The organism is Rhodoferax sp. UBA5149, assembly GCF_002413825.1.
Taxonomy (GTDB): domain Bacteria; phylum Pseudomonadota; class Gammaproteobacteria; order Burkholderiales; family Burkholderiaceae_C; genus Rhodoferax.
This window is the reverse complement of the sequence record NZ_DHXT01000163.1, coordinates 3,749-19,128: the sequence shown is the minus strand read 5'-3', so window position 1 is coordinate 19,128 and position 15,380 is coordinate 3,749. Positions and strand designations below refer to the sequence as shown.

Annotated in this window: 12 protein-coding genes and 1 pseudogene; 5 read left to right on the top strand and 8 right to left on the bottom strand. The window is 64.1% G+C overall.

Going from position 1 to position 15,380, the window contains the following annotated elements:
- Together mgtA and B3V69_RS15015 are read left to right on the top strand one after the other, a co-directional pair.
- A partial coding sequence (gene mgtA / locus B3V69_RS15020) for a magnesium-translocating P-type ATPase (RefSeq protein WP_296447821.1) occupies positions 1-2,379 on the top strand: 2,379 nt, incomplete at its 5' end.
- A complete protein-coding gene (locus B3V69_RS15015) occupies positions 2,313-4,946 on the top strand; it encodes a cation-translocating P-type ATPase (RefSeq protein ID WP_296447820.1) in 2,634 nt (877 codons plus the stop codon). The genes mgtA and B3V69_RS15015, both read left to right, overlap by 67 nt.
- On the opposite strand, the gene B3V69_RS15010 is transcribed toward B3V69_RS15015, so the two are convergent.
- The 4 genes from B3V69_RS15010 to alr form a co-directional block, all read right to left on the bottom strand.
- The gene (locus B3V69_RS15010) at positions 4,912-5,247 is read right to left on the bottom strand and encodes a chaperone modulator CbpM (RefSeq protein ID WP_296447819.1); all 336 of its coding nucleotides are present in this window, start codon (positions 5,245-5,247) and stop codon (positions 4,912-4,914) included. The genes B3V69_RS15015 and B3V69_RS15010 overlap by 35 nt on opposite strands.
- Positions 5,244-6,206: a DnaJ C-terminal domain-containing protein gene (locus tag B3V69_RS15005; protein WP_296447818.1), complete on the bottom strand. Its 963-nt coding sequence runs from the start codon at positions 6,204-6,206 to the stop codon at positions 5,244-5,246. The genes B3V69_RS15010 and B3V69_RS15005 overlap by 4 nt, the downstream gene beginning before the upstream one ends.
- Positions 6,207-6,271: 65 nt before the next feature.
- The gene (locus B3V69_RS15000) at positions 6,272-7,231 is read right to left on the bottom strand and encodes an HD-GYP domain-containing protein (RefSeq protein WP_296447817.1); all 960 of its coding nucleotides are present in this window, start codon (positions 7,229-7,231) and stop codon (positions 6,272-6,274) included.
- Positions 7,232-7,268: 37 nt separating this feature from the next.
- The gene (gene alr / locus B3V69_RS14995; protein WP_296447816.1) at positions 7,269-8,405 is read right to left on the bottom strand and encodes an alanine racemase; all 1,137 of its coding nucleotides are present in this window, start codon (positions 8,403-8,405) and stop codon (positions 7,269-7,271) included.
- 124 nt (positions 8,406-8,529) lie between these two features.
- On the opposite strand from alr, the gene lplT reads away from it, so the two are divergent.
- Genes lplT through B3V69_RS14980 form a run of 3 tightly spaced genes read left to right on the top strand, consistent with a single transcriptional unit; the run spans position 8,530 to position 11,303 of the window.
- On the top strand, positions 8,530-9,882 hold the full coding sequence (lplT, locus tag B3V69_RS14990; RefSeq protein WP_296447815.1) for a lysophospholipid transporter LplT: 1,353 nt from the start codon (positions 8,530-8,532) through the stop codon (positions 9,880-9,882).
- Between the two features lie 6 nt (positions 9,883-9,888).
- On the top strand, positions 9,889-10,764 hold the full coding sequence (locus B3V69_RS14985; protein WP_296447814.1) for a DMT family transporter: 876 nt from the start codon (positions 9,889-9,891) through the stop codon (positions 10,762-10,764).
- A gap of 53 nt (positions 10,765-10,817) precedes the next feature.
- Positions 10,818-11,303 (top strand): glutathione peroxidase, encoded by a 486-nt coding sequence (locus B3V69_RS14980; RefSeq protein WP_296447813.1) that lies wholly within the window; start codon positions 10,818-10,820, stop codon positions 11,301-11,303.
- 18 nt (positions 11,304-11,321) lie between these two features.
- On the opposite strand, the gene B3V69_RS14975 is transcribed toward B3V69_RS14980, so the two are convergent.
- The 4 genes and pseudogenes from B3V69_RS14975 to glcE form a co-directional block, all read right to left on the bottom strand.
- Positions 11,322-12,269 (bottom strand): transglycosylase SLT domain-containing protein, encoded by a 948-nt coding sequence (locus B3V69_RS14975; protein ID WP_296447812.1) that lies wholly within the window; start codon positions 12,267-12,269, stop codon positions 11,322-11,324.
- Between the two features lie 15 nt (positions 12,270-12,284).
- The gene (locus B3V69_RS14970; protein ID WP_296447811.1) at positions 12,285-13,340 is read right to left on the bottom strand and encodes a 3-deoxy-7-phosphoheptulonate synthase; all 1,056 of its coding nucleotides are present in this window, start codon (positions 13,338-13,340) and stop codon (positions 12,285-12,287) included.
- Between the two features lie 73 nt (positions 13,341-13,413).
- A complete protein-coding gene (gene glcF / locus B3V69_RS14965) occupies positions 13,414-14,694 on the bottom strand; it encodes a glycolate oxidase subunit GlcF (RefSeq protein WP_296447810.1) in 1,281 nt (426 codons plus the stop codon).
- An 11-nt stretch (positions 14,695-14,705) separates the two neighbouring features.
- Positions 14,706-15,380 (bottom strand): annotated as a pseudogene (gene glcE / locus B3V69_RS14960) (glycolate oxidase subunit GlcE); the annotation flags it as partial.

The following is a 15,380-nucleotide window of genomic DNA, read 5'->3' as shown; positions in this document are numbered from 1 at the left end:
GCGCTGACCGGCGACGTCACCGGCGCTCTCATCATCGGCATGATCGTGGTGATGAGCGTGACGCTGGACTTTGTCCAGGCCTACCGGGCCGGCCGCGCGGCCGAACGGCTGGCCTTGCAGGTGGCGGTGACGGCCACGGTTCTGCGGGACGGCAAAGCTGGCGAACTGCCGGTGATGGCGCTGGTGCCCGATGATGTCGTGCTGCTGTCGGCCGGCAGTCTCGTGCCGGCTGATGCGCGTCTGCTGGAGGCCAATGATTTCTTCGTCAACCAGGCGCAGCTGACGGGTGAGCCTTACCCGGTGGAAAAGAAGGCGCCGCCGCAAGACGCCGCCGCGCTGGCCAACCCCACGCCAACCGCCGCGCCTGAGACTTGGGAGCTGGAGGCGGTTGACACGGTTTTCATGGGTAGCTCGGTGGTCAGCGGCTCGGCCCGCGTGCGGCTGGGGCGCACCGGCAGCGCCACCGCCCTGGGGCAAATAGCGGTCAGCCTGGCCGACAAAGCGCCGCCCACCGCCTTCGAGATCGGCACTCGGCACTTCGGCATGCTCATCATGCGCCTGACCCTGATGCTGGTGCTGTTCACCTTGCTGGTCAACGTGGCCTTGCACCGCTCTTTGCTGGAGTCCTTCCTGTTTGCCGTGGCCTTGGCGGTCGGGCTGACCCCCGAGTTGTTGCCGATGGTGGTGTCGGTGACGCTGACCCGCGGGGCGCTGCGCATGGCGGTCTTGAAAGTGATTGTCAAGCGTCCCTCGGCGATTCAGGACATGGGCGCGATGGACGTGTTGTGCACCGACAAGACCGGCACCCTGACCGAGGCCCGTATCCGTCTGGAGCGCCATGTCGATGCCGGTGGCCAGGACGACCCGCACGTGCTGGAGTTGGCCTACCTCAACAGCTATTTCGAGAGTGGCCTGAAAAGCCCGCTCGACGATGCCATCCTGCAACACGCCGAAATCGATGTCACGGGCTGGACCAAGATTGACGAGGTGCCGTTTGATTTCGAGCGGCGTCGCGTCTCGGTGCTGGTGGAGCGGGCCGCTGCGCGCCGATTGGTGGTCAAGGGCGCGCCCGAGGACATCACGCGTTTGTGCACGCACTACCAGGACAGTGCGGACGCCACGGTGGTCCTGGATGACGCGGCGCGCAAGCGCATCGACGCGTTGTTTGACAGTCTGGGACAAGAAGGTTTTCGGGTGTTGGGCATCGCCTGGCGCGACGTCGCCGCTGATCACCCGCACGCCGTGGTGTCAGACGAGAGTGAGCTGGTGTTCGCGGGTTTTGCCGCCTTTCTGGACCCGCCCAAAGCCAGCGCCGGGGAGGCCCTCAAAGCCATGGCCGCCAGCGGCGTCGCCGTCAAGATTGTCACCGGCGACAACGAACTGGTGACGCGCCATGTCTGTACCCAGCTGGGCGTGGTCATCGAGGGGGTGTTGACCGGCACCGAGGTGACCGCCATGAACGATGACGCGCTGCGGGCGCGGGTCGAAAGTGTCAACCTATTTTGCCGCGTCAACCCGGCGCAGAAAAACCGCATCATTCTGGCGCTCAAAGGTCGCGGCCATGTGGTGGGCTATCTGGGCGACGGCATCAACGATGCGCCGTCCCTGCACACGGCCGATGTCGGCATCTCGGTTGAGGGCGCGGTGGACGTGGCCAAGCAGGCCGCCGCCATGATCTTGCTGGAGAACGACCTGATGGTGCTGCACCAAGGCATTCTGGAAGGCCGTCGCACCTTTGGCAACGTGATGAAGTACATCATGATGGCCACCAGTTCCAACTTTGGCAATATGTTCAGCATGGCGGCCGCCACGCTGTTTTTACCGTTTCTGCCGATGCTGCCGCTGCAGATTCTGCTCAATAACCTGATGTATGACGTGTCTGAAATCACGCTGCCGATGGATAACGTGGACGACGAAGACCTGGCGCAACCCAAACGCTGGGACATGAAATTCATCCGCAATTTCATGTTGACCATCGGACCCATCAGTTCGCTGTTTGATTTTCTGACGTTCTACCTGCTGATCAGTTTGTTCCATGCGCATGAGTCGCTGTTTCGTACCGGCTGGTTTGTCGAGTCCATCGCCACCCAGGTACTGGTGATTTTCGTCATTCGCACCCGGCGCAACACCTTGCGCAGCCACCCGAATCGCTGGTTGGTGCTGACCTCGGTGGCGGTGGTCATCACGGCCATGCTGCTGCCGTTCACCCCGCTGGCACCTTATCTGGGTTTTACGCCGCTGCCGCTGTCCTTTTTTGGCCTGTTGGTGGTCTTGCTGATCGCGTATCTGGTGATGGTGGAAGGAGGAAAACAATGGTTTTACCGACGTCTGATGCGGCCGTCAGCGCCCGCGATTGCGACAACGGCGGCGAAGACCTGACGGGACTGAACGGCTTAACGGCGGCGCAGGCCAGCCAGCGCCTGCTCGAAGACGGACCCAACGCCTTGCCGGGGGACCAGCGGCGGACCCTGCGCGCCATCATCCGCGAGACCCTGCAAGAGCCGATGTTCATGCTGCTGCTGGCGGCGGGCGCGCTCTACCTGGTGCTGGGCGACCTGCACGAAGGTCTTATTTTGTTTGGCCTGGTGCTGGTTGTTCTGGCCTTGACGCTGTACCAGGAGGGCAAAACCGAGCGCGCGATGCAGGCTTTGCGCGACCTCACCAGCCCGCGCGCGCTGGTGCTGCGTGACGGCCAGGCGCTGCGCATTGCCGGCTGCGATGTGGTGCGTGGCGACATTCTGCTGCTGGCCGAGGGCGACCGCATTGCGGCGGACGCGGTACTGATTTCTGGCAACGAGGTGCAAGTCGACGAATCCCTGCTGACCGGCGAGGCGCTGCCGGTCAGCAAGCTGGCAGACGCGACGCCTGCGCCGGCCGTCGCTTCCCGCCCCGGCGGCGACGGTCTGCCCTACCTGTACTCCGGCACCCTGCTGGTACAGGGCCACGGCAGCGCGCGCGTGACGGCCACCGGCGCCCGCAGCGAAATCGGGCGCATCGGCAGCGCGTTGGAGACCTTGACCAGCGAGCGCTCACCGCTTAAAAAACAAACGGCCAAGCTGGTGCAAGTGCTGGCGGTCATCGCCTTTGGCGCCAGCCTGTTTCTGGTGGCGGCCTACGGCCTGCTGCGCGGCGACTGGTTGGCGGCGCTGCTGGCGGGTATCGCCTTGGCCATGGCCCTGCTGCCGCAGGAATTTACCGTGGTGTTGACCGTGCTGCCGGCCTTGGGCGCCTGGCGCCTGTCCAAGCAAAACGTGTTGACCCGGCGCATCGCCGCGATCGAGACGCTGGGCGCCACCTCGGTGTTGTGCGTGGACAAGACCGGCACGCTGACCGAGAACCGCATGACCGTGGTGCAACTCTATGCGCAGGCGGCCGCTGAGTCCCCAGGCGACAGTCTGGCCATTGACTACGCCGCCGCCCCGCAACTGCCCGAGACCTTTCACACGCTCGTCGAGTATTCGATTCTGGCCAGCGTGAGCGATCCCTTTGACCCGATGGAAAAAGCCTTCCACCGGCTCGGCCAGCATTTTCTCAAGGACACTGAACACCTGCACCGCGACTGGACGCTGAGGCATGAATACGGCCTGACGCCCGAGTTGCGCGCCATGTCGCACGTCTGGAAAGCGGTGGACGGTTCTGGCGACGACGGCGGGCACGTGGTGGCGGCCAAGGGCGCGCCCGAGGCGATTATGGATCTGTGCCATCTGGAGGCCAGCGCGCAGACCCGCATCGCCGCTGCCGTGGATGCCATGGCCGCCAAGGGCCTGCGTGTGCTGGGCGTTGCCCAGGCGCGCTTCGCGGGCGAGCAGTGGCCCGCCATTGAGCACGATTTCGAATTCGAATTCATCGGCCTGCTCGGGCTGGCGGACCCACTGCGCGCCGAGATACCCGACGCCGTGGCCCAGTGCCGCAGCGCCGGTCTTCGTGTCGTGATGATCACTGGCGACTACCCGGCCACCGCGCGCGCCATTGCGGCCCAGGCGCAACTGGAGGCGGGCGAGCTGCTGACCGGTGACGCCCTGGCGGCCATGAGCGATAGCGAACTGCAGACCCGCATGAAGACGGTGAGCGTTTGCGCCCGCATTGCGCCGGAGCAAAAGCTGCGCATCGTGCAGGCGCTCAAAGCCAACGGCGAGATCGTGGCCATGACCGGCGACGGTGTGAATGACGCCCCCGCTCTCAAAGCGGCCCACGTTGGCGTGGCGATGGGCGGGCGCGGCACCGATGTGGCGCGCGAGGCCGCCTCGCTGGTGCTGCTGGACGACAACTTTGCCTCCATCGTGCGGGCGGTTCGCCTGGGCCGGCGTATTTTTGACAACTTGCGCAAATCGATGTCCTACATCCTGGCCGTGCATGTGCCGATCGCCGGCATGGCGTTGCTGCCGGTGTTGCTGGGCTGGCCAACGGTTCTGTTTCCGTTGCACATTGCGTTTCTGGAGCTGGTGATCGACCCGGCGTGCTCCATGGTGTTCGAAAACGAGCCGTCCGAAGCCGATGTGATGCAACGCGCGCCGCGTGATGCCGACGCCCCCCTGTTTGGCGGCATGACCTTGATGCAGGCACTGTTGCAAGGCCTGGGCGTGCTGTTGGTGGTGCTGGGCGGCTACGCCTGGGGTGCCAGCTGGTTGACCGAGAAGGAGGCCCGGGCTTTTGCCTTCACTATTCTGGTGATGGGCAATTTGGCGCTGATTTTTTCCAACCGCTCGCGTACCGGATCCCTGCTGGCCTCGCTGCGCGTGCCCAACCGCACGCTGTGGATCGTGACGGGCCTGACCCTCGGGCTTCTGGGGCTGGTGCTTTACCTGCCGGCACTGGCGCGCCTGTTCCTGTTTGAGCCGCTGCGGCTGCCTGAGCTGCTGATGGCCCTCGCCTTGGGCGGACTCAGCGTGCTCTGGTTCGAAGCGATCAAGTTCAGTCGTCGTCTGTCGCAGCGGCGCTCGCCGTGATGTGCGCCCGCAGTGTTTCTATTTCGTCGAGCAGCTGCAGCGCCAGCGCGGCGCCGGCCAGGTTGACGCCCAAGTCGCGTTGCAGACGCGACGCCACCGCCACGTGACGCAACTGCAAGCTGGTAAAGCGCCAGCTGTCAGGTGCCTGACCGACGAGTGGCGCTATGACGCCTTCCTCGACCAGTTCGATGATGAAGCCGGCCTGCACCGCGCAGCTGCGGCTGATCTCCTCCAGGGTCAGTTCGGTCGCTTGTTCCGGAAGGGCGTCGCCCGGTTGCGGTTGCGTAGGGTTGGTGCTCATGCCTTTGCTCCCAGTGAGACGCGTGGCTGAAAGGATTTGAACTGCGCCGCCATGCTGCGGTAAAACGACTGGGCCGCTTCGTTGTCCGCCGCCGGTAACGCAATTTTCAGCACAAAATAAAAGTCGCCCGGCGTGCGCCCGGGAATGCCGCGGCCCTTGAGCCGCAGCTTGCGACCTTCCATCGAACCGGCGGGAATCTTGAGTTCGACAAACCCGCTCGGAGTCGGGACTTCAATTTCCGCCCCGAGGGCGGCCTCCCACGGTGCCACTGGCAGATCCAGGTAGACGTCGTGCTTGTCAACACGGTAGTGCGCATGCGCCCGAAACTCGACTTCAAGGTACAGGTCACCGGCCTTGCCTTGCCCGATGCCGGGCTCACCCTGCCCGGCCAGGCGAATATGCTGCCCGGCGCGAACGCCCGGCGGAATCACGAAGTCAATTTGGTGTTCGCGCAAGACCCGATGCCCCTGGGCGTCGATTTCCGGCACCCGCAGCGTGACACTGCGTGCGCCGCCGGTGTAGGCGTCTTCCAGATCGATCTGGATTTTGGCGTGCCGGTCTTCGCCGTGGGCATGGAAAGCCGCTTGGCCGTGATGGCCGGCCCGTCCGTCGTCAAATCCGCGGCGAAACAAGGACTCGAAAAAATCACTGTGCTCAGCCGCTTCGCGTTCGGAGAAGCCGCGCCCGGATGACTCGAAACCGGCGTTCCAATCGGGTGGCGGCCGGAATTCCTGCCCGCCCTGCCAGTTGGCGCCGAGCTGATCGTAGGCGGCGCGTTTTTCGGGATCCTTGAGCACTTCATAGGCCTCGCCGACTTCCTTGAAATGGGCTTCGGCATGGGCTTCCTTGCTGACGTCGGGATGGTACTTGCGCGCCAACTTGCGGTGCGCGCGCTTGATCTCGTCCTGCGTGGCACCGCGCTCCAGGCCCATGATTTTGTAATAGTCTTTGAACTCCATCAAACCCCCTGGAAAAGAATTGAATGTACTCTTGAAAACCCGCGCAGGCCCAGAGTCGTGCTGCGTCAGACCCCGCGATCCGTGCGCGCCTGCAATACCTTCGCGAGGCTGACGCCCACTTTGATTTTTTCCGCATTGAGCGGCGCGCGGATCGCAAACTGGGGGGAACTCGTGTCCCGGTACAGATAGTGGCTCAATGGCATGCCACCCGCGTTGACAATACTCAGCACGTGCGGGCTGTTGGCGCGTAGACCGCGTGCCACCGACACGGCTTTTTCACCGTTGAGCAGTTGCACATAGGTTCCGGGCGGGTAGAACCCGACCGCAGCGGCCATGGCCGAACCGAGTTTTGCGGTTTCTGCCGGGGCGTCCAGAAAAATCGACTTGGCGGCGCCCAGCGGTGACATGGCAAGCCGCGTCTTGCGCGCCGCCATCTTGGCCACAAAGATGTCGGCGACGCACAGGATGCGTCGACTTTCCAGGTTGCCGACCATGCCAGAGGACGCCTCAGGGTCATGATGCCAACGCACGTGATCGAGCTGGTCTTCGTCGGTGACGCCAATGTTTTGCAGAATTTCAAGGCTGATTTTTGGGTGCTCCTGGATCAGCTTTCGCTGGGCTTCATTGAGCGTTGAACTCTGCCGTGCCAGGTTGTCCTGGGCCCGCGCCATGCCAATATTCATGGTGAGCGCGGCCCGAAACAGGACCCGCTTGGTGCTGTCCGGCAAACCCAGCTTGTGGGCGGTCAGCTCGCACACGACGCCGGTCAACAGCGCGTGGGTGGCGCAATAACCCAGCGTGACATCCGCCAAGGCCTGAAACAGGATGAACAGGCCGGCTTCAGGGTCGCGCAGTAGCAAATCAAGCGCTTTTTCTTCGATGCCCTTCAAGCGTGGCAAAGGACTGACGGCGGCCTCGCCCTGGTACAGCAGTCCGCGCAGAATCTCCTGCAAATCCAGCCAGCCGCCCTGTACCTGCCCAGCAGGACTTGCCAACACCGGGCCGGGGGTGGAACCGTTATTCATCAAATGTCCTCCAATGCATAGTGCGGGCGATCAGGCCCTAGTCAGCCACCTGCACCGGCACGCGCGGCGCCAGCCCGCACATCAGTTCGTAGCCGACGGTACCGGCAGAGTGGGCAACCTCGTCAATAGCCAGCACCACGCCATTGGCGGCACGCCCCCACAGGGTGACCTCACTGCCAAAGCCTGCGCCAACACCGGCGTCTGTCACGGGAGTGAGGTCGACCGTGATCATGTCCATGCTGACACGCCCCAGCATGCGGGTGCGAACGCCATTCACCAGCACCGGTGTGCCGGTACTGCAGGCCCGTGGGTAGCCGTCGGCGTAGCCGCACGCCACGACGCCGACGCGGAGCGCCTGCGGCGCCACAAATGTTGAGCCATAACCAACGGTAGCCCCCGCCGAAAGGTCTTGTGTTGCTATTATTTTTGCAGCAAGTGTCATGCCGGGCCGCAACGCCCAATCGCTGGCGCTGTGTTCGGGGAAGTCCGGTGCGCTGCCGTAGACCGCTATGCCGGGGCGCACCCAGTCTGAGGCGGCGTCGCTGTCGGGCGGCGTGCCGGTCGCGGTGGCCGACAGCGCGTGGCGCAGGGTGGCGGCGCTGTTGCTCAATGTTCGTTCGCCGGGCAGGTCGCGGGTGACCGCCGCAAAAACCGCCATTTGCCCAGCCGTGCCGCGCGCGCCGTCGGCGTCACTGAAATGCGTCATCAGGGAAATCTCGTCAACCTGGGGCAAGGCGTTCAGGCGCGTCCAGGCGGCGCGATAGCGCTGCGGCGTGAAGCCGAGCCGGTTCATGCCCGAATTCATTTTGAGGAAGACCCGGTGCGGTACATTGGTTTTGTGCGTGGCGAGCATGTCAATCTGCTCGTCACAGTGCACCGTGTGCCACAGGTCCAGACGCGAACAAAGCTCCAGGTCGCGCAACTCGAACACGCCTTCCAGCAGCAGAATCGGGCCACGCCAGCCCAAGGCACGCACGCGCCGGGCTTCTTCCAGATCCAGCAGCGCAAAGCCATCGGCGCCGCGCAAACCCTCAAATACCCGTTCGATGCCATGGCCGTAGGCATTGGCCTTGACGATCGCCCAGACCCGCGCATCGGGCGCCGCTTGCCGGGCGCGCCCCAGGTTGTGGCGAAGGGACTCGGTATGGATGGTGGCTAGTATCGGGCGAGGCATGGCGGGTGGGGGCAACGGATGGGGCCTTTATTCTGACACCTCAAGGGCATGCTATAACCCCGTACCGTTTGGAAACATATAACAAAACCTCCGCGTCAGCTCCACTGACGCGCGCCAGCAGACAATGAAACGCGGCTTTTTTATCATCATGTCAGCGCAGTTTTTCAGCTCGCTGGCCGACAATGCCCTGTTTGTTGCAGCGGTTCAGTTGCTCAGAACCAGCCATGCCCCCGAGTGGCAACAGGCGGCATTGGTGCCCATGTTTGCGCTGTTCTACGTGATTCTGGCGCCTTTCGTCGGGGCCTTCGCCGACTCCCTGCCCAAGGGCCGGGTGATGTTGATCAGCAACTTCATCAAAGTGGCCGGGTGCCTGTTGATGCTGTTTGGCGCCCACCCCTTGATGTCCTACGCCGTGGTGGGTCTGGGCGCCGCCGCTTACTCTCCCGCCAAGTACGGCATCCTGACCGAATTGCTGCCGGCCTCGCAACTGGTCAAGGCCAACGGCTGGATTGAAGGCTTGACCATCGCCTCCATCATCCTGGGTGTCTTGCTGGGGGGCCAACTGGTGGGGCCGGTGTTGTCGCCGATGCTTTTGTCGTTCGACTTTCCTTTCATCACCACCAGCGTGGATACCGCGCCCGAGGCCGCCATCAGCGTGCTGATCTTTGTCTATTTTCTGGCGGCGTGGTTTAACACCCATATTCCCCTGTCGGACGTGGAAATGCGTCCCATGCCCACGCGGATCACCACATTGCTGCCCGATTTCTGGACCTGCAATGCGCGTTTGTGGCGCGACAAACTGGGCCAGATTTCGCTCGCGGCGACCACGCTGATCTGGGGCGTGGCCGGTAATTTGCGTTTCATTGTGTTGGCCTGGGCCGCTGCGGCCTTGGGTTATAGCGTGACGCAAGCCTCGGCGCTGCAAGGTGTGGTGGCCATTGGCATGGCGGCCGGCGCCGTGGTGGCTTCGGTGCGCATGCGCCTGGAAGACGGCCCGCGCGTGATCACGCTGGGCATCGGCATGGGGCTGTTGATCATCCTGCTGATTTTTATTACCAACGTCTGGGTGGCTGCCCCTTTTCTGATTCTGCTGGGCGCCCTGGGCGGTTTTCTGGTGGTGCCCATGAATGCGCTGCTGCAGCATCGCGGCCACAACCTGATGGGGGCCGGGCGAAGCATCGCGGTGCAGAACTTCAATGAGCAGGCCTGCATCCTGACGCTGGGTGCGGCCTATAGCCTGTCCACCGGCCTGGGGCTGCCAACCTTTGCCGCGATCACGGCGTTTGGTCTGGTGATCGCCGGCTTCATGTGGTTGATCCGACGCTGGCATGCACGCAATTGCCTGCAACATCCGGCCGAGGTGGCCCACCTGCTGGACATCGCCCGCCACGACCACCGGCATGAGTTAGACATCGTGGAGGTCCACCCTCATCTCCATCTGCGCGTGGCCGATACGGACCCCGGCGACAAACCATGAAGGCTGATGTCGGTTAAGGCGCTGGCGGCCGCGGCGCTGACCCTCAACGCCTTTGTCTGGGGGCTATCGTGGTGGCCGTTTCGCCTGTTGCAAAACCAGGGCCTGCACCCGCTGTGGGCCACCGCCCTCATTTATGTGTTTGCCCTGGTGTGCTTGTTGACGCTCAAGCCACAGGCTTGGCGCGGTTTCTTGAAACATCCCTGGCTGTGGTTGCTGGTGCTGGCCTCCGGCTTGACCAATGTCGGATTCAACTGGGCGGTCACCGTGGGCGACGTGGTGCGCGTGGTTTTGTTGTTTTACCTGATGCCGGCCTGGGTGGTGCTGCTGGCCTGGCCCCTGCTGGGTGAAAAACCCAGCGCGGGTTCTCTGCTGCGACTGGCATTGGCGCTGGGCGGCGTCGTGATCGTGCTCAAGACGCCGGCCTCGCCCTGGCCGGTTCCCGACAGTCTGGCCGACTGGCTGGCCCTCATGGGCGGCTTCTGCTTTGCACTGACCAACATTTTGCTGCGCCGCCTCAACCAGACACCGGGCGAGTCGCGCATGCTGGCCATGTTTGGTGGCGGCGCCGTGATGGCCACCGGCGCCGCCGTGATCGGCATGGGGCTGGGCCTGGTCGCGGCACCACCGGCGCCCGGTCTGGCATGGACCGGTCTGGCCCTGGCCATCAGCCTTGCGTTCCTGGCCGGTAACTTGGCCTTGCAATACGGGGCGGCCCACTTGAGCGCCAGCGCCACCTCGCTCATCATGCTGTCGGAAGTGGTGTTTGCCAGCGTGTCTGCGGTGCTGTTGGGGAGCGGCGAGTTATCGACCCGCACGCTGCTGGGAGGGACCTTGATTTTGCTGGCCTCACTGCTGGCGGTGGTTTCCTTCAGGCGGCGTTGAATTTTTTGCCGGAAGTGCAATACTCGCGTCACCTTCACTGACCGGGAACGCCCATGAGCACTGTTTACGACTTCGACGCCTTGCAAATCAATGGCAAGTCCGTCTCCTTGAGCCAGTTCAAGGGCAAAGCCATGCTGATCGTCAACACCGCCAGCGCCTGCGGTTTCACGCCGCAGTTTGCCGGCCTGGAAGAGTTGCACAAGGCCTACGTGGACCAAGGGCTGGTGGTGCTGGGTTTCCCGTGCAACCAGTTTGGCGCGCAGGACACCGGCAGCAACGATGAGATCGCCGAGTTTTGCCAGATGAACTACGGCGTCAGCTTTCCCATGATGGCCAAGATTGACGTCAACGGTGCGCAGGCCCATCCGCTGTACCAGTGGCTGGCGGCGGAGGCGCCCGGTCTGCTGGGCACCAAGTCCATCAAATGGAACTTCACCAAATTTTTGATCGGCAAGGACGGCAGCGTTCTCAAGCGCTATGCGCCGACCGATACGCCGGCCAGCATGGCGCGCGACATTGAGGCCGCGCTGGCGGCCTGAGTCAGGCCCGGCAGGCGCTTATTTCACGCGCCAGGGCAATTGGATCAAGGCCAGCGAGGGGGAGGGTTGGGTCACGGTTTCGTCAAACGGATGCATCGAGGCGCCGACTGAATTGAGTATTTTCTCCACATAGGCCCGGGTTTCCAGATACGGTGGAATGCCGCGGTAGCGCTCGACCTTGCCTTCGCCCGCGTTGTAGGCGGCCGCCACCAGCGCGATATCGCCTTGAAAATAGGCCAGCAACCAGCGCAGATAGGTCAGGCCGCCGCGGATGTTCTGTGCCGGGTCATAGGGATTTCTCACATTGAATCGTTCGCTGGTCTCGGGGATCAGCTGCATCAGGCCCTTGGCGTTCTTGGGCGACAGCGCAGACGTGTTGAAGTTGGATTCGGCGGCGATGATCGCCAGCGCCAACTGGGGCTCGACCTTGAACTGGGGCGCCAGCTTCATCACCAGGTCAAAAATCTTGCGCGGCGCGATGGCCTGATAGTCCACCTTTGGCTTGGCCGTGACGACCGGACGGGCGGCCGCGGGCGGCGGCGCCGGTGGGCGCATGCACTCGGGCACGTCGGCGCCAGGGTCGCCCACGACTTTCAGCATGCGCTGCGCGGCGGCCAGGCCCTGCTCGGCGGCGGCATGGAAAAAGAAAGCGGCTGCTGCATCGTTGCGTGCCACGCCGCGCCCGTTGGCATACATCCATCCCAGGTTGTATTGGGCCTCCTGGTCGCCCAGGCGAGCGCTCTTGCAGTACAGGGCGGCGGCCAGAACCGGGTTGCGCGGCACACCTTCGCCATTCTCCAGGGCAATGGCCTCGCGGCGCAGGTTGAAAGCCAGGCTGCTCTCAGGTGCGCTGTCTTGCGCCTGCGCGGCCCAGCACGCGCTGGCACAGCAGAACGCCATCAGCATCGGCGGGAAGGGCGACAAACTCGGGCACATGGCGCCCAGTATCCGCGCCTCTTTTTGCATGTTCCTTGCGAAACATCAAGGGATGGCGCGCAGGCGCGCCGCGGCTTCGCGCAGCGCGCTGGCGGTGGTGTCCCAGCCCATGCAGGCATCGGTGATGGAGACGCCATAGCGCAAATCCTGCAAAGCGCCGAGTTTTTGATTGCCTTCGAACAGGTTGGACTCCAGCATCACGCCCTTGATGGCGCGGTTGCCGTCGGCCAGCTGATGCACCACGTCCTTGAGTACCAGGGCTTGCAGGGCGTGATTTTTGCGCGAGTTGGCGTGGCTGCAATCGACCACGATGTTGACCGGCAACTTGGCCGCCGCCAGCGCGCTTTCGGCCTGGGACACGGCGACCGAATCGTAGTTGGGCACGGCACCACCGCGCAGAATCAGATGGCCGAAGACGTTGCCCCGGGTCTGCGTCACGGCCACCTGACCGGCGCCATTGATGCCCAAAAACGCATGCGGCTGGGCCGCCGACAGCATGGCGTTCAAGGCGACTTCCAGATTGCCATCGGTGCCGTTCTTGAAGCCGACCGGGCTGGACAGGCCGCTGGCCAGTTCGCGGTGGGTCTGGCTCTCGGTGGTGCGGGCGCCGATGGCGCTCCAGGCGATCAGGTCGCCCAGGTACTGCGGCGTGATCGGGTCCAGCGCCTCGGTGCCGCAGGGCAGCCCGAGCTCGTTGATGTCGATCAGCAGCCGGCGCGCCAGGCGCAGGCCTTCTTCAATGCGAAACGAGTCATCCATGCGCGGGTCGTTGATCAAGCCCTTCCAGCCCACCGTGGTGCGCGGTTTTTCAAAATACACCCGCATCACCAGGAACAGCTGGTCGGACAGTTCGTCGGCCAGGGCTTTCAGGCGCTGGGCGTATTCCATGGCGGCCTGGATGTCGTGGATCGAGCAGGGCCCCACCACCACGAACAGACGCGGGTCGCGCCCGCTCAGGATGTCGGCCAGGGTGCGTCGCGCGTCGCCGACGGTCCGGGTGGCCCGGGGGCTGGCCGGAATGTCTTCGTGCAGCTGGGTCGGTGACAGCAGCGTGTCTTGCGACACCACGTTCAGGTTTTCAAGTGCGGTAGGAAAAGTCATGGCGGCGCCCCCTCAACAGAAGTTATATAACAAATACGCCTCCAGCCCACGTGGATTATGCGTAACCAGCTATCTATTTTATAGTGCCTTGGCGTGCTTCCGGCAGTGCATCAGCCAGCACTTCAATCCAGTGCCGCACCGGCGTGGCGGTGCCGCTTTGCAGGTGCGTGATGCAGCCCATGTTGGCCGAGACGATGGCGTCGGGTGGGGTCGTGCCAAAGGTTTCGTTCAGGTGGCCGAGTTTACGGTCGCGCAGCGGGTAGGACAAGCCGGGCTGGAGCACCGAGTAGGTGCCGGCTGAGCCACAGCACAGGTTGGCCTCGCAGCCGGTCACCTTGATGTTGAAGCCCAGTTCAGTCATGTAGCGCTCGACACCGCCGCGCAGTTGCTGGCCATGCTGCAGGCTGCACGGCGGGTGGAAAGCCAGGGTTCCCGCTGTGACCTTGACCTGGTCGCGCAGCTTCTCAGTGAGTTCGGGCAGCCATTCGCTCAGGTCTTTGGTCAGCGCGCTGATGCGCGCGGCCTTGGCCGCATAGGCCGGGTCGTCCCGAAGCATGTGGCCGTACTCCTTGACGGTCACACCACAGCCCGAGGCGTTCATGAGGATGGCCTCGACACCGGCTGTGCCTGTGCTGCCGGCCTGGCCCTGGACATAGGGCCACCAGGCGTCGATGTTGGCGCGCATCTCGGCTTTGCCGCCCTCCTGATCGTTCAGGTGAAACTTGACCGCGCCGCAGCAGCCCGCTTTGGGTGCGACCAGGGTCTGAATACCGGCCGCATCGAGCACGCGCACGGTGGCGCTGTTGATGTTGGGGCTCATGGCCGGCTGCACGCAGCCCGCCAGCATCAGCACCTGGCGGGCGTGGGCGCGGGTCGGCCAGTGGCCGAGTGCCTGTTTGGGCGGCACCTTGCTTTTCAGCGCGGCCGGCAGCAGGGGGCGCACCAGTTGGCCCAGCGCCATGGCCGGGGCGAACAGAGGCGAGGGCAGGCCTTCCTTGAGCGCCCAGCGCAGAGCCCGATCACCCAGCGGGCGGGGCACTTTGGCATCGACCAGTTTGCGCCCGATGTCCAGCAGATGGCCATAGTCCACGCCCGACGGGCAGGTGGTTTCGCAGTTGCGGCAGGTCAGGCAGCGGTCCAGGTGGAGCTGGGTTTTGCGTGTCGGCGTTTCGCCCTCCAGCACCTGCTTGATCAGGTAGATGCGGCCACGCGGCCCGTCCAGTTCGTCGCCCAGCAGCTGGTAGGTAGGGCAGGTGGCCGTGCAAAAACCGCAGTGCACGCATTTGCGCAGAATGGCCTCGGCGGCAATGCCGTCGGCGCTGCCGCTGTATTCAGGAGCGAGATGGGTTTGCATCAGGAGGGTGCTTAAAAGTCAGGGTAGAGGCGGCCGCGGTTGAAGATGCCGACCGGATCAAACTCACGCTTGAGTCGCAGATGAATTTGATCCAGCGGCGGCTTCAATGGATTAAAACGGGCTGTAGCCCCCGTGTCATGTGCGTGAGGCGCTATGAATAGCGTAGCAGTTCCGGCCGCGCCGGCGGCAGCTTGGCGCAGTTGTGCTTCGGCAGGCAGCGGCGCCCACAGCCAGCGCTGGCCACCGTGCCACTCCACCAGTTGCGGCCAGGGCAGCGCCAGCACGGGCGCGGTCTGCGGCACGCTCAGGCGCCACAAAGCCAGGTTGTCGGCCGCCGGACGGCTAAAAAATGGCAGGCGCAAATCGCGGCAAGCCTGCCAGTCGGGTGCCGTTACCGCGTTGTCCAGGCGCGTGCCGGGCACGTCCTGGGTCATCTTGCGACAGGCCGACTCGACCGCCGCTGCGGCACCGCGCAGCCGCACAAACAGCAGCTCACGGGGGCCGGCGCGGGTGTCGCTGTCGTCACGCACCCAGCAACTGGCGTTCAGCGGCAGCGGCTGCCCACCCCAGCGGTGCAGTTGGGTCAAGGCACGGGCCTGGTCCAGCTCAAACACCAGCGTCGCCTCGGCCGGGGCGACCGGCAGCACTTTGAGCGACATCTCGGTCAGCAGCCCGAGTGTCCCCAG